This window comes from Limnothrix sp. FACHB-1083 (assembly GCF_014696485.1).
In the GTDB taxonomy this organism is placed as follows: Bacteria; Cyanobacteriota; Cyanobacteriia; order CACIAM-69d; family CACIAM-69d; genus CACIAM-69d.
Genome location: NZ_JACJQD010000004.1, coordinates 197241 through 212562, shown reverse-complemented (window position 1 = coordinate 212562; position 15322 = coordinate 197241). Strand labels below are relative to the sequence as shown.

8 protein-coding genes are annotated in these 15322 nt (G+C 52.1%); 3 read left to right on the top strand and 5 right to left on the bottom strand.

Translation table 11 applies throughout. The features are described from left to right. Nucleotides 1-328 precede the first annotated feature (328 nt). Entirely contained in the window at nucleotides 329-2254 is a 1926-nt protein-coding gene (locus tag H6F46_RS07185) for a GTPase family protein (RefSeq protein ID WP_190354114.1), read from the bottom strand. A gap of 301 nt (nucleotides 2255-2555) precedes the next feature. Here H6F46_RS07185 and H6F46_RS07180 point away from each other — a divergent pair, with 301 nt between their 5' ends. Continuing rightward, a complete protein-coding gene (locus H6F46_RS07180; protein WP_190354113.1) occupies nucleotides 2556-7979 on the top strand; it encodes an ATP-binding sensor histidine kinase in 5424 nt (1807 codons plus the stop codon). Here the strand turns inward: H6F46_RS07180 and H6F46_RS07175 are convergent. Further along, the gene (locus H6F46_RS07175) at nucleotides 7969-8565 is read right to left on the bottom strand and encodes a Uma2 family endonuclease (RefSeq protein WP_190354112.1); all 597 of its coding nucleotides are present in this window, start codon (nucleotides 8563-8565) and stop codon (nucleotides 7969-7971) included. The genes H6F46_RS07180 and H6F46_RS07175 overlap by 11 nt on opposite strands. Before the next feature lie 54 nt (nucleotides 8566-8619). After that, complete coding sequence (locus H6F46_RS07170; protein ID WP_190354111.1) at nucleotides 8620-9603, bottom strand: endonuclease NucS domain-containing protein; 984 nt, start codon at nucleotides 9601-9603, stop codon at nucleotides 8620-8622. A 57-nt stretch (nucleotides 9604-9660) separates the two neighbouring features. Between H6F46_RS07170 and rimI the strand changes: the two genes are divergently transcribed. Both rimI and H6F46_RS07160 read left to right on the top strand, forming a co-directional pair. Continuing rightward, nucleotides 9661-10248 carry a ribosomal protein S18-alanine N-acetyltransferase gene (rimI, locus tag H6F46_RS07165; RefSeq protein WP_190354110.1) on the top strand — a complete coding sequence of 196 codons (588 nt, stop codon included), beginning with the start codon at nucleotides 9661-9663 and terminating at the stop codon, nucleotides 10246-10248. A 455-nt stretch (nucleotides 10249-10703) separates the two neighbouring features. Continuing rightward, on the top strand, nucleotides 10704-13193 hold the full coding sequence (locus H6F46_RS07160) for an ATP-dependent Clp protease ATP-binding subunit (RefSeq protein WP_199291434.1): 2490 nt from the start codon (nucleotides 10704-10706) through the stop codon (nucleotides 13191-13193). Between the two features lie 181 nt (nucleotides 13194-13374). Here the strand turns inward: H6F46_RS07160 and H6F46_RS07155 are convergent, their stop codons facing one another. After that, entirely contained in the window at nucleotides 13375-14823 is a 1449-nt protein-coding gene (locus H6F46_RS07155; RefSeq protein ID WP_190354109.1) for an ATP-dependent DNA helicase RecQ, read from the bottom strand. A 58-nt stretch (nucleotides 14824-14881) separates the two neighbouring features. Beyond that, on the bottom strand, nucleotides 14882-15229 hold the full coding sequence (locus tag H6F46_RS07150; protein WP_190354108.1) for an antibiotic biosynthesis monooxygenase: 348 nt from the start codon (nucleotides 15227-15229) through the stop codon (nucleotides 14882-14884). Nucleotides 15230-15322 lie beyond the last annotated feature (93 nt).

The window sequence follows — 15322 nt, the reverse complement described above, 5'->3', positions numbered from 1 at the left end:
GTATTAGAACTTTAAATTTGAGTTGCAAAATGTGCAAATAGCACCAGGTCTTCTCCAATGTTAACGGATGATCCGAATGGCCGCCGTAAATTTGTGATATTTGTAGTTAAAGTTTCGATAATGCATCATCACAAATTAATCCCCCACCTTAGCTGCCGATCAGTGGTGCGTTAAAGTTCTGAATTAATTTTGCTCAATTTTTCGCCAAAAATCAGCAGAGATGCGATTAGCGCGAAATTTCAACTCCGTTCGGGTCAAGGCGCGTTCCTTCGCCATGGAGATTCATCGGCTGCGATCGCCCGTTCCAGCGGTTCTAAACCAATTTTGCCTAGACCAATCGCGCTTGGCGATAGAACTGCACCCGATCGCGCAGGGTATTAGCCGGGGTTTCTTGACTCCAATGTTCCACCAAGGCATGGCCCAAGGCCCAAGCTTCCCGCTCCGGTGGCTGACCGTTGTCGGTCACCAGCGGCCACAGGGACAGCCAATCTAAGTTGCGAGATCGCGCTTCGCCGTCCAAGCTGGCTGTTGGTTGCAGTAGGCTAAACAGGTCGTAGGCCAGTTGCAATTTACCAACTACCAGGGGCAATTGCTCGATCGGGATGCGCTCGGCCAACAGATAGGCCAAGGTTGGAGAGCCGGTCATCACCCGCGAAATGAGTTGCAGAACGGGGCTTTTGAGAAACAGGGCCAGCCCTTGGGCGGTGGACATTTGGAACACATATTGATCGATGATGCGAGCGGCGGCCGTGGCGCGGGCTTCCCGATCGCGCAGGAAGCGGGCCAAGCGAAGTTCCTGGGCTGAGCCGATCGCCTCTAGTAATGCCAGGGAAAGGGTTTCCAGCCCCCAAGGCCCCCGCTCTCCCAACACCACAGGCAAGAATTGATCGCAATGGGCCCCCAGCAGCTCGGCGCGATATTGCACCGCTTCCCGCATCGATTGCTCCTTGGGTCGATCGCCCCCTAACCAGTCGTAGGGCGGTTGCCACTCCCGCAGGGGCCGCAAGCGATCCACCTGGGAAATGACCCCAATCACCGGAGCTGTTACCCCAGCGGCCTGCAAATCTCGCAAGCAGTCCAAATCCATCTGTAGCGCCGGATCCAGCGCTGGAGTCACCAACAGGATCACGTCTGCGACCCGAGCGGCCGCCCGGGCCCGCTCTCCGGTCGTTGGGTTACCCGCCTGTTCATAGCCCGGTGAGTCCCACAGCCGCAACCGATCGCCCGTGGCGGCCACCCACTCATAGCTCACCACCCGATCGGTGTTGGGCAACACATCCGTTTCCGCCAACTCCGCCGCAAACAGCCCATTCACCAGGCTGCTTTTGCCGGCCCCCGTTCGCCCCAACAACAACACATTCACCACGGCGGTGGCGATCGCCTCTTCCGGTTCCGCTTGGGCAATCAAGGCTTGCAGGGTTTCGGTTTGGGCCTGGGGAATGGGTGAGGCGATCGGGGCAAAATTTTCCGGCGGCAACCCGGCCCCACCGTACAGGGCGATCGCCTGGCGCGCCAAATTCCGCAAAGCCGTTTCCCGCAACACTTGCCCCAAATTCGCCAACAGGGCGCGATCGGCCCGAGTGCTGGAGCCTTGGGTGATCGTTCGAGCCGCCGCCGCCACCGGATTCAAAAACCACTGGGCCCACTGCCAAGCCCGAAACGCCTTGCGCATGGAAGGCTCCAGCTTTTGATACAGCGTATAGGTTTCGTAGGCTTGGCCCACGGTCACCTGGCCTAAAACCGGCTCCAGTTGCTGCATCCAGCGATCCAAATCATCCACCGTCCCCCGCATCAATCGATAGGCTTGGGGCACATAGATACTGAGTAAGGGATAGCTCGCCTCCGGGTAATAGGCCCGAGCCACCGCCGTCGTTAAGCTCAAACAACGCTGCCAAAACTGATCCCAATTTTCCCAAGGGGCCGGGTCGTTTTGGGCAGCTTGCAACAGTTCCGTTAAGGCCACTTCCGCCCGCGCCAACGCACCTTCATTCACCGGCACAGCAACCTGATCGCCCCGCTGTTCCCAATCCGCCAGCCCCGCCGAGGCGATCGCCGCTTCCACTTGCCCCACCATGGATTTTGTCCAGCGCACCAGTAACCAGCGCCAGCCCACCAGCATCAGGGTAAACAGTCCCCAAATCCAACTCAAGCCCCAGGCGTGCAACTGGGAGCCGGCCGCCCACAGCACCACCCCCACTATCGTCACCAACGGCAGCGCCAACACCACCCACTGCCACCGCGCCAATCGCACCATTGCCGCCAACTCCCAAGGCTACGGTTCCCATTCTAGAAACCATCAGGGGCGATCGCCCAAGCTTTTTTAATGCGTGAGAATGGGCAGCAAAACCATGCTTAACAGCAACCATGCGATCAAAAAAAGGCGATCAAAAAAGGCGATCGGTTCACCAGGTTACAAAATCAGGTGATCGTCATCACCCTCAGCACAAACATTAAGATTAACACCTTACCAAAAGAAATTGCTAAGCTAGATGTCTGAGTTGATGAAAACACGATCAATTTCAACTCTATCAACGCTTCATCACGGATTAATTTAGATGTCTCCACTGAATGCTTCTTCAATCAATTCTTTTCCTGAAATTTCTGGCTATAGAATTGTTGAACAAATTCACCGTGGGTCACGCACATCCGTTTATCGCGCCATCCAGCACCATAGTCAGCGACTAGTAATTCTAAAAGCGCTGCATTCAAGCTATCCCACCTTTAGCGAATTAATTCAATTCCGAAATCAGTACGCCATCACTCAAAATCTTGATGTTCCAGGCATTGTGCAGCCTTTAGATTTGGAGCCGATTGGCAATAGCTATGCCCTGATCATGGAAGACTGTGGCAGCATCTCTCTTCAGCAATATTGTCAGCAACAACAACTCAGCCTAGGTGATGTGCTCAACATTGCCTTGCAACTAACCAGCATTCTGCATAACCTGCATCAGCAACGAGTCATTCATAAAGATATTAAGCCGGCCAATATTCTAATTCATCCAGAATCCAAGCAAGTCAAACTCATTGACTTTAGCATCGCGTCCCTATTGCCCAAAGAGACACAGGAAATTCAAAATCCGAATGTTCTTGAAGGAACCCTGACTTATCTTGCGCCGGAGCAAACCGGACGCATGAACCGGGGGATTGACTATCGCGCGGATTTTTATGCCTTGGGTGTGACCTTATATCAACTATTCAGTGGCCAATTGCCCTTTGAGTCAGAGGATCCAATGGAGCTGGTGCATTGTCATATTGCCAAAGTACCCACACCCGTTGAGCAAATCAATCCAGCCATTCCAGCCATCGTAGGGGCGATCGTTGCTAAATTGATTGCCAAAAATGCTGAGGATCGATATCAAAGTGCCCTGGGACTCAAACATGATTTACAACAATGCTTGAACCAGTGGCAGGACACAGGCACTGTTGCTGATTTTGAATTGGGTCAACGGGATTTAAGCGATCGCTTCCTGATTCCTGAAAAACTCTATGGCCGCGAAACGGAAGTTCAAGCACTCCTGAAAGCCTTTGATCGGGTTGCTCAAGGCCGTTCAGAATTGATGCTAGTGGCGGGATTCTCTGGAATTGGTAAAACCGCTGTTGTCAACGAAGTTCACAAGCCCATTACTCAGAAAAAAGGCTATTTCATTAAGGGCAAATTTGATCAATTCAATCGCAGTATTCCCCTCTTTGCGTTTGTACAAGCACTGCGCGACCTGATGGGACAGCTTTTGTCAGAATCTGATGCGCAATTAGCCCAATGGAAGACCTATATTCTGGAAGCCGTGGGCAGTAATGGTCAAATTCTGATCGATCTCATTCCTGAGCTGGAACAAGTTATTGGGCCGCAGCCACCCGCTCCAGAGCTTTCTGGTGAAGCTGCCCAAAATCGTTTTAACCACTTATTTCAAAATTTCATTCAAGTTTTTGCAAAATCAGATCATCCCCTCGTCATTTTTATCGATGATCTACAGTGGGCTGATTCAACTTCTTTGGGGTTGATGCAAAATCTGTTAACAGAGGCTCGCTCCCATGCTCAATGTCTCTTGGTTTTGGGAGCCTATCGAGATAATGAAGTGTTACCCGGTCATCCCTTTTTAATCACAGTAAAAGCCTTAGAAGAGGCCCATGTTTCCCTGACGACCCTCATCCTCGGCCCCTTAAGTGCGGAGAGTCTCAACCAGTTAATTGCTGATACTTTCCGAACCTCAAACAGCAAAGTGCAGCCCTTGACCCATCTGGTGATGCAAAAAACCCAGGGCAACCCATTCTTTGCGACCCAATTCCTCAAAGCACTACACCAAGACAGTCTCATTACCTTCGATCGGGAGGCGGGTCACTGGCAATGCGACTTAGTACCAGTACAGGACGCAGCCTTAACGGATGATGTGGTGGAGTTCATGGCCTTGCAGCTCCAAAAGTTGCCCATGGTCACCCAAGAACAACTGAAGTTTGCCGCTTGTGTTGGGGCTAAGTTTGACCTCAAGACCTTAGCGATTGTTTCAGAACAAAACGAAATTCAAGCGGCTTCAGCCCTATGGCCAGCACTGCAAGAGGGGCTAATTTTGCCAGAGGGCAAGATTTATAAGTTCTATGCGGATCGTGATTCGTCCCAGATCGATCAAGCCTGGAGCGAAGAGATTTCTGGGCAAATTCAATACCGTTTTTTCCATGACCGAGTGCAACAGGCTGCTTATTCCCTGATTCCTGAAGATCAAAAACAGGTTACTCACCTGAAGATGGGTCAGTTACTCCAAAACCGCTTGTCGGCAGCAGAGCGCGAGGAGAAGCTATTTGATATTGTCGGACATTTGAATTTGGGGCATGGGCTATTAAGTCAGCAAAATGAACGAGAGGCATTGATTCGACTGAACCTTGCTGCCATTGACAAGGCGAAAAAGGCAACGGCTTACGGTGCGGCTCAAGACCTCGTGACGATCGGGCTGGAGCTACTTTCAGAAGAGCCTTGGCAAAACCAGTATGAATTGAGCTTAAAACTCCATCAAATGGCGGCAGATGTGGCCTGTTTAAAGGCTGATTTTGAGGGGGCGATCGCCCAAGTTCAACAGGTTTTAGAGCAAGCTCAAACCGTCTTGGATAAAGTGCCTGTTTATATGGTGCAAGTCAGGGTGTTGACGGCTCAAAATCAATTGGCAGAGGCGATCGCCATTGCTGCCCAAGCTATCACTGAATTGGGAGTTCAGTTTCCCGACGACATCACACCAAGCCTCATCGCCCAAACCTTGCAAACTGTGGAAACTGAGCTAGAAGGAACGGTCATTGAGGATTTGGTCAATTTGCCGGTGATGACTGACCCAAAGACCATTGCCGCCATGGAATTGCTGGGTATGATTATGCCCATGGTATTTATTGCGAAGCCCACTTTTCTGCCCTTTGTTTGCGCAAAAATTGTGAGTTTGTCGCTGCAATTTGGTAATACACCTGTTTCTAGTGTTGGCTACGCTACTTACGGCTTAGTTTTAGCCACGGGGTTCGGTCAGGTCGATCGGGGCTATCGCTTGGGAAAAATGTCCTTGACCCTAATTGATCGACTCAACACAAAAGCATACAAGTGTTTGAGCATTCTTTTCTTTGCTGCCTGTGTTCAGCACCAGAAAGAAGCCATGACTTCCATAGCAGCTCTGCTTAAGCAGGGGTATTTAACCGGTATAGAAGCCGGTGACTTTTTATATTTAGGCTATTGTTTAGCCCACTATTTTTATGCTTATTTCTATGGCGGCAAGGAATTATCTGGACTGCAAGCCGAGGTTGATCAATTCTGTTCTGCTATTGCTTCGTCAAAGCAAGATAACGCTCTAGCATACTTGCAGATGACGAGTGAGTTTCTTGAACGATTGTTGGTCACACACCGCCAGCCCGCTCTCTTGATTGGCGATCGTTATGACGAGACGAAAATTTTTCCACAACATCTTCAAAATCAGCAATTAACAGGTCTTGGAATTGCTTACACCTACAAATTGATCTTGGCCTATTTATTTGGTGATTATGGGCTTGCTCTTGAATATCTCAATGAAGTCAAGCAGTATCTAGATAACATCGTCGGAATGTTGCATATTCCCGCCATCCATTTTTATGGAGGGTTAACCTGTTTGGCAGTCGCGATCGGCAAGCCCGAAAATGAGCGATTAGAGCTACTTGCCTTGGTGGAACAGCACCACAGCAACCTATCAACTTGGGCAGAGAATGCCCCGATGAATTATCAGCATAAACTGGATCTGCTGACAGCAGAAAAACATCGATTTTTGGGCAATTTCTTGGAGGCAATTAATGGCTATGAGCGGGCAATTTCGGGTGCTAAGGCTAATGGTTTCATTCAAGAAGAAGCCTTAGCATATGAACTGGCCGCGCAATTTTATCTCGATTGGGGTAAGGAGAAAATCGCCGCCAGCTATATGCAGGAAGCCTACTATGGCTATGCTCGCTGGGGAGCGAAAGCTAAAGTGGTTGATTTAGAGCAACGCTACGCCCAATTACTACAACCGATTCTGCAAGCGGCCAATCAACCCTTCGCCCTTTTAGAAACCCTAGCGACGATCACAAATCCTGCTGATTCATCACGCGCCACTCCGCATGGAAGTTCTAGCGGCAGCATTAACCAAATGCTTGATTTTACTGCCCTGCTACAGGTCTCTCAAAATCTGGTCAGTACGATCGCCCTAGATGAATTGCTGCAAACCCTAGCTCAGACGATGTTGAAAAACTCGGGAGCCGATCGATGTGCCTTAATCCTTTGGGAGGGCGATCGATGGCAGGTGAGAGTGATGGCCAACCCAGAGCAGGTGACATTGCAATCGACTCCCTTAGACGATAACCCCGACATTCCGATCAAGCTGATTCAATACGTCAAAAACAGGGCAGTGACGGTTGTTGTCAATGATCTTGATACCGATTTACCCGTCATTGGTGATTATCTAAACTGCTATCAACCCAAGAGTGTCTTGTGTTTGCCAATTCTTAACCAAGGAAATGTGCGGTCTATTTTATACCTGGAAAATCGATCAACCAGTGGCGTATTTACCAGCGATCGAATCACTATTTTGAAATTCCTTTGCAGCCAAGCCGCCATTTCTTTGGAAAATGCTCGACTTTACCAACAGTCTCAAACCTATGCGCAACAGTTGGAACAGTCCCAATTGCAAATGGTGCAGAGCGAGAAAATGGCTTCTCTTGGCAACCTCGTGGCAGGGGTAGCTCACGAAGTTAACAACCCGATCGGCTTTCTCAATGGCAGCATTAACAATGGCAAGGATCACGTCAAAGACTTGTTGGCACATTTGGCGCTTTATCAGCAACATTATCCCAATCCAGTTATTCCTATTCAAGATCATGCTGAAGACATTGACTTAGAGTATATTTGCGAAGATTTACCCCAGTTGCTGAACTCAATGCAGGGAGCAACCGATCGAATCAAATCGATCAGCACCAGCCTTCGCATTTTCTCTCGTGCCGACACAGAATATAAGGTCAGTGCTAATTTGCATGAGGGCATTAACAGCACGGTGTTGATTTTGAAATATCGACTCAAGGCAAATCAGTTTCGGCCTGCCATCGAAGTCAAAACTGACTACGGAGACATACCAGAAGTTGATTGTTTCCCAGGACAAATCAACCAGGTATTTATGAATATCCTGGCCAATGCAATCGATGTGTTTGATGAAATGGTGCAGGGTCGATCGTTCAAGGAATTAGAAGCACATCCCCAAATCATCACAATCAGTACAACTGTTGTTGGTGATCAAGTGCAGATTTCAATTCGGGATAATGGCAAGGGCATTAGCGAAGAGGTGCAAGCCAAGATCTTTGACCATTTGTTTACCACAAAGGGCGTGGGCAAGGGGACGGGATTAGGGCTAACGATCGCCCGCCAAATTGTCGAGAAAAAACATGGCGGCAGTTTGACAGTTCAGTCAGCATTAGGACAGGGAACTGAGTTTTTGATTCAACTACCAATCAAGGGCTAGACAAGGCTGCAAAACATTGCTCAACGGCAATAATTCGATCGGGAAAGGCGATCGGGGCGATCGTCTCACCAGGTTGCAAGATCAGCCGATCGCCATAGCCATCAGCACGGGGCGATCGATAAACTTCTAAGTGTCGCTGCTCCAAGTCTACTAACCAATAGTCCCCGATCGACTCGCGGGCATAGAGTGCGCCTTTGACCTGGCGATCGTACCGAGCGGTGCTGTCAGCAACTTCAATGAGCAACTGAACATCAGCGGAAGTTGGATAGGCATCTTCATAGAAGTTCGATCGCCATCGCAGCACTGCAATATCCGGCTGGGGAAATGAGTCGGTCATCTGCACCGAATTTTGCACACTGACGATCGCTTGTCCCTGAAGTTGCGCCGTCAACAAATGCACTAATCGATTTACACAAGCTGCATGGCGCTTTCCAATAGGCGACATTTCAACAATATTTCCTGCAATCAATTCCGTCCGTCGATCGGCCGCCAAAATTCCCGCTTCATAGAGGCGCTGATAGTCAGCCACACTGAACCGGTACAAACTGGAATAATCCTGAACCCCTAGCAACTGGGCTTGAAGCATTATCTCTAGTCCTCAGCATCACAGCATTTTAATTTTATTTCACGACCATTAATTTTATAAGCGTTCTTGCCAGTAGGTAATCGCTACCTGAATTAAGGATTTCAAGGTTTTTCCAGCAGCAATCACTTCTTGATAACGATTATAGGCAACTTGAGCTTCTGTATTTCCTGATTCTGCAATGTCTCCAAGCCATTGAACCATTTGCTCAAAGGATAAGCCACCACTGAAATTCATTGTTCCTACCCAATATATATTCGTAAATTTCGTCCCATCTTCAAAAACAATAAATAGTCTTAGCCGATCCTTGGAAAAGCAGGTACGGTCTGGCAATTTAAGGAGTAATAAGCCTCCAGAACCTCTTCTAGACTTAATATGCAACTCGGCACATACTTTCGATTTGGTATTGCCATACATTAAGCTCCCCTTTTCTTGAATTTCTTTCATTCTGGGATCAAATGAGAGTAAAAATTCTCTGATGTGGAGCAATTGTGCAATCTTATTTTCTTGGCAATTTTTATTCATTAACTTAATTAGTGACTGCGAAGGCGGTTCCATGGTTAATTCTGTCTCTTTAGTCCAGGCGGCAATTAGAATCTTCTTATCCAATGCTTCCAAATTCCAATAAAATTTTTCATTTTCTGCAATGATAGAGAATTCAAGCAATTCAAATTCTAACCTGTGATACTTGCAATCCAATTCATTGAATGGATGAATATTGGGCAAGATACCAATCAGGCGAATTTTCTTGTCTCCAGAAAATTCAGGCAGCACTTCATCAGAACTGATGATCAAGTCGTAATAGCGAGTTAGTTGTTGAATGATGTGTCGATCTTCTATGTTTTTGAGTTCAATAATAGCTAAGTTTCGTTCTTCATCAACTGCCAAGATATCAATAAATTGTCCTCCTAGTGAGAATTGCCGCTTGATGGGTGTTAGTCCTAAGGCTGTCTGAAGATTTTCCCAAACAAAGTTTTCCAATTCAGATTCATTAACAAAACACCACTGCCCATTTGCCTGTATAAGTTGATAACGAATCATTTGCCTATCACCAACCAAAATTCATTTATTCTTGCTGGATTATAAGGTTTTGGATCTATGCGATCGCTCCGTTTGCAACTACTCAATCATGACCATCTCGATCAATTGGTGGCGATCGACCAGATAGCCTTGGGTGGTCTATGGAGCGCCGACACCTATCGCCGGGAACTGGATAGCCCGAATAGTGATTTGCTCGGGGCGATCGATCCGCAAGGGCAACTGATTGGGTTTGGTTGCGCCTGGGCGATTGTTGACGAGTGCCACATCACGGCGATCGCCCTGCGGCCCGAGTGGCAGCGACAGGGCTTGGGGCAAACCCTGCTGTGGGGCCTGTTGAGCTTGGCGCGGCAACGGGAAATGAAACGCGCCACCCTTGAAGTGCGACCCAGCAACCAAGCCGCCCTGTCGCTTTACGAAAAATTTGGCTTCCAGGAGGCCGGCCGTCGCAAACGCTACTACGCCGATGGCGAAGATGCGGCGATCCTGTGGTTAGGCAAGTTGGATTGGCCCCAGTTTGCTCAACAGCTCGATCGCACCGCTGCTGACCTGAGCGATCGGCTGGCGCAACATCAATGGCAGTGGTGGGGAGAGATTGTGCCCCCAACCGCCGGGGTCGGCAGCCCCCCAAGCCATGCGCTAGATTAAAAACCTATCTTTCAATCCTGCCCAACAGGTTCACCCAATTTTTGGGATTCACCCCAGTCCGCTGGCTCAATGGGGGTCTGCCAAATTCTGGCTAACCCTTGAGCTGGCCCATGTTTCACTCCCGATCGGGCCGTTTTGCCGCTGGCCCTTGCCATCAGCAATCCCAAGACCCGATTTTCAACCCAAACGTTCTTTAAAAATCCTAAAAGCATTCATCAATCCATCCCCCAGGATCGCCCAAAAGGCTTGATCCCCCCCTACCCCATCGGGGAACAAAATCCCCCGAAAGTTCATGGCAATTTCTCGAGTTCTTGAGCTTGCCAAGGGGAAGGCGATCGAGTTAGGGAAACCGCCCGATCGCCCCCCAATTGCCGGCCAGGTCAGCCCCAAACTGCCCAAACCGCGCGTGTTAAAATCAGATTTGCCAGCACTTCGCAGGTGATAGGGAACCGCCAATGTTTGAACGCTTCACTGAGAAAGCCATTAAGGTGATCATGCTCGCCCAAGAAGAGGCCCGCCGCCTGGGTCATAACTTCGTGGGCACTGAGCAAATCCTTCTCGGACTCATTGGCGAAGGCACTGGTGTAGCCGCCAAAGTCCTGAAATCCATGGGTGTCAACCTCAAGGACGCTCGGATTGAGGTCGAAAAAATTATCGGTCGCGGCTCCGGTTTCGTGGCTGTGGAAATTCCCTTCACGCCCCGGGCCAAGCGGGTTCTGGAACTGTCGCTCGAAGAGGCCCGCCAACTGGGTCATAATTACATCGGCACAGAGCACCTGCTGCTGGGCCTGATCCGCGAAGGAGAGGGGGTCGCGGCCCGAGTGCTGGAAAATCTGGGCGTTGACCTGTCGAAGGTGCGCACCCAAGTAATTCGGATGTTGGGCGAAACGGCGGAAGTGACTGCCGGTGGCTCCCAAGGCCGCACCAAGACCCCAACCCTGGATGAGTTTGGGGCTAACCTGACCCAACAGGCCGCTGAAGGCAAGTTGGATCCGGTGGTGGGTCGCCAGAAGGAAATTGAGCGGGTGATTCAGATTTTGGGTCGCCGCACCAAAAACAACCCGGTGTTGATCGGGGAGCCGGGCGTGGGTAAAACCGCGATCGCCGAAGGGTTGGCCCAACGGATTGCCAATGGCGATGTGCCGGACATCCTGGAAGACAAACGGGTCGTGACGCTGGATATCGGTCTGTTGGTGGCCGGTACCAAGTATCGCGGGGAGTTTGAAGAGCGCCTGAAGAAGATCATGGATGAGATTCGCCAGGCCGGTAACGTGATCCTGGTGATCGATGAAGTCCATACCCTGATTGGCGCGGGTGCTGCGGAAGGGGCGATCGATGCCGCCAACATACTGAAGCCAGCCCTCGCACGGGGCGAATTGCAGTGCATCGGAGCCACGACCCTGGATGAGTACCGCAAGCACATCGAGCGGGATGCGGCCCTGGAGCGGCGCTTCCAGCCGGTGATGGTGGGTGAGCCGACCGTGGACGAAACGATCGAGATTCTGCGCGGTCTGCGGGAGCGCTACGAGCAACACCACAAGCTGAAGATTTCCGATGAAGCGCTAGAGGCGGCGGCCAAGCTGTCCGATCGCTACATCAGCGATCGCTACTTGCCGGATAAGGCGATCGACTTGATCGACGAAGCGGGATCGCGGGTGCGCCTGCTGAACTCCCAACTGCCTCCGGCCGCCAAGGAATTGGACAAGGAGCTGCGGGAAGTCCTCAAGCAAAAGGACGAAGCCGTGCGATCGCAGGACTTTGACAAGGCCGGCGAGCTGCGCGACAAGGAAATGGAAATTAAGCAGCAAATCCGCAACATCGCCCAAACCAAGAAATCGGAAGAGCGGGCCGATGATCCGCTGCAACCGGTGGTGGACGAGGAGGACATCGCCCAAATCGTCGCCTCCTGGACGGGCGTGCCGGTGAACAAGCTCACCGAGTCCGAATCCGAAAAGCTGCTGCATATGGAAGACGTGTTGCACCAGCGGCTGATCGGCCAAGACGAAGCGGTGAAGGCCGTGTCTCGCGCCATTCGTCGGGCCCGCGTGGGTCTGAAGAACCCCAACCGCCCGATCGCCAGCTTCATCTTCTCTGGCCCCACCGGGGTTGGGAAAACCGAGCTGACCAAGGCCTTGGCGGCCTACTTCTTCGGCTCCGAAGAAGCGATGATCCGCCTCGACATGTCGGAGTACATGGAGCGGCACACGGTCTCGAAACTGATCGGTTCGCCTCCGGGCTATGTGGGCTACAACGAAGGCGGTCAACTGACGGAAGCCGTGCGTCGTCGTCCCTACACCGTGGTGCTGTTCGATGAAATCGAAAAGGCCCACCCCGATGTGTTCAACATGCTGCTGCAAATCTTGGAAGATGGTCGCTTGACCGATGCCAAGGGCCGCACGGTGGACTTCAAGAACACTTTGATCATCCTCACCTCGAACATCGGTTCCAAGGTGATTGAAAAGGGTGGCGGCGGTCTGGGCTTCGAGTTTGGCGAAGACCAAGCCGAGTCTCAGTACAACCGGATCAAGTCCCTGGTGAACGAGGAGCTGAAGAACTACTTCCGCCCCGAGTTCCTGAACCGCCTGGACGAAATCATCGTCTTCCGCCAACTGAGCAAGGACGAGGTGAAGGAAATCGCCGAAATCCTGCTCAAGGAAGTGTTTGCCCGCTTGACCGAGCGCGGCATCACCCTGGCGGTAACCGACAAGTTCCGCGAACGGTTGATCGAAGAGGGCTTCAACCCCAGCTACGGGGCGCGGCCACTGCGTCGGGCAATTATGCGCCTGCTGGAAGACGTGCTGGCGGAGGAGATCCTCTCCGGCCGGATCAAGGACGGCGACACGGCAACGATCGACCTCGACGAAGACCGCAACGTGAAGGTGGACGTGACGGCCGGTGCACCGCCCGCTGAAACCCGCGAGCTGGTGGGTCAAGGGGCTGAGTAACACTGAATCGAACGAGATCAAGACGCGATCAGGTTCAGTTCAGCTCAGTTCCAGCCCTTGATGGGGATGCACTACTGCCTATTTGTGAAAGGGCGGCCCCAACGGGTCGCCCTTTTACGGTTTTTGCTGGCATTTGCTGGGGCCAGTTCTTGATCCAGATTGGCTGCATACCACCCAGGGATCACCGCTGACCGGTGTGGCGGCATCGATCACACTGACCACAGCGCCAGTTAGCCGACTTGGGCGGTAACCCCAACGCTTGCAACAGAAAACGCCACCGACAACCCCGATCGCCCCCGTAGCGACGCATCGAAAGCTCAACCGATCGACCCATGCGAGCTTGATGGGCGATCGTCACTGGCCATTGCCCCGACAATTGGTAGTGGAACGGGTCGAGCCAGTCCAGTTGACCGAGGGCATGGAGCCAACTGAGGGCGATCGCCCCTTCAGCAAACTGATCGGCAATTTCAGCGATCGCGCCTTCCTGGGGCAAATGCCGGGCCACAAGACCCAAATTTTGAATTTGTTGGCGGGTTTGTTGCTGAAAGTGGCGATCAAGCCGTCGATCGGTGCTGTCCAGCCAGCCGGTGGGTTCACTGACCAACAGCAAAATATCGGCCGGCTGCCCATCCCGACCGGCACGACCAATTTCCTGCACATATTCCGCCGGGATCAGCGGCCGATGCCAATGAACAATCCAGCGCACATCAGGGCGATCGATCCCCATGCCAAAGGCGCTGGTGCAGACCAAAAAGGGCAACTCACCCCCCACCCACTGAGCTTCCAACCGGCGGCGATCGGGCGGTGGTAACCCGGCATGATAGGCGGCTGTCTGGTGGCCCCGATCGCGCAAATTCCGGGCCAGGTCTTCGCAGGTTTGGCGGCTGCGGGCAAAAATCAAGCCCCCTTGGCCGGGGCGATCGCGTAACCACCGCCACAAACGCCACTGACGCTGGGCAGGAACCCAACAGCGCTGCACCTGTAATCGCAGGTTGGCTCGATAGGGGGATTGCTCAAACCGGGCTGGGTTCCGCAACCCCAGCACTTGGGCAATGATGGCGCGATCGGTGGGGGTGGCGGTGGCCGTGAACGCGGCGATCGGGATTGGCTTTTGGGCCGCTGCTTCCAGGGTTTGGCGGGCGATCCCTAACCGGCGGTAGGCGGGCCGAAAGGTTTCGCCCCACTGGGCCAAGCAATGGGCCTCATCGATCGCCAGGCCCTGAATTTGGGGAGCCAACCGCAACAACCGTGACCAAACTCGCTGGCTGAACAGAGTCTCGGGCGACAGATACAGCAATCGCAACTGGCCCCGCTCCAAGCGATCGAGCACCTCTTTTTGTTGCGATCGAGGCACTTCACTATGCAGGGTGGCGGCCGGCAATCCCTTGGCCCGCAGGTCTGCCACTTGCCGATCCATCAGCGACACCAGGGGCGACACCACCACAGTCAAGCCCGATCGCAACAGGGCCGGCAATTGAAAACACAAGGATTTACCGGTTCCCGTTGGTAACAGGGCCCACAGATCCCGCCCTTGCAAAATGGTTTGGATGATGTCGCCCTGGGGGCCGCGAAATCCGTCGTAGCCCCACAGGGTTTGAAAGAGCGATCGCGCCCGTTGCCACTCATCCATCCCGATCGCGCCTCTGTCCCAAATGCCACGCCGTTCGTCAATGGTCTAAACCAATGGCCTAAACCGAAGCCAGGGGGCGATCGGCCGGTTTGGGATCAACTTTGCTGCACACTTCGTAGAAATTCGTGACCGGCGGTTTCAGGAAAAGGTGAGCCATTTTGGCAAAAATTGCCTCGCAAGCTTCATTGCGATTGGCATCCATATCATCAATGTTGTCCCAAAAGATCACCGCAATGCCGCGATCGCTGTTGGTCTCTTGCAGCAAATAAGCCCCTTCAAAACCCTGTTTGTAGGTGGAAACTGCCGCTTCAAACAGTTGTTGAGCTTCGGCAAATTTGCCCGGCCGAAATTCCCCGATCGCCACGTAGGCATATTGATGCTTCAGGAAGTCTAGAAATTCGCTCATAACGCTCATTGAGTCCTAACGGTGCTTGCTTAAGGCCAGCCTAACTCGATCCCTTGACGCAACTGGAAAAAGCCGATCAAACATCACTAACTT

Coding starts and splice junctions, on each gene's coding strand:
- H6F46_RS07185 (WP_190354114.1), bottom strand. CDS start 2,254: ATGGTGCGATTGGCGCGGTGGCAGTGGGTGGTGTTGGCGCTGCCGTTG.
- H6F46_RS07180 (WP_190354113.1), top strand. CDS start 2,556: ATGTCTCCACTGAATGCTTCTTCAATCAATTCTTTTCCTGAAATTTCT.
- H6F46_RS07175 (WP_190354112.1), bottom strand. CDS start 8,565: ATGCTTCAAGCCCAGTTGCTAGGGGTTCAGGATTATTCCAGTTTGTAC.
- H6F46_RS07170 (WP_190354111.1), bottom strand. CDS start 9,603: ATGATTCGTTATCAACTTATACAGGCAAATGGGCAGTGGTGTTTTGTT.
- rimI (WP_190354110.1), top strand. CDS start 9,661: ATGCGATCGCTCCGTTTGCAACTACTCAATCATGACCATCTCGATCAA.
- H6F46_RS07160 (WP_199291434.1), top strand. CDS start 10,704: ATGTTTGAACGCTTCACTGAGAAAGCCATTAAGGTGATCATGCTCGCC.
- H6F46_RS07155 (WP_190354109.1), bottom strand. CDS start 14,823: ATGGATGAGTGGCAACGGGCGCGATCGCTCTTTCAAACCCTGTGGGGC.
- H6F46_RS07150 (WP_190354108.1), bottom strand. CDS start 15,229: ATGAGCGAATTTCTAGACTTCCTGAAGCATCAATATGCCTACGTGGCG.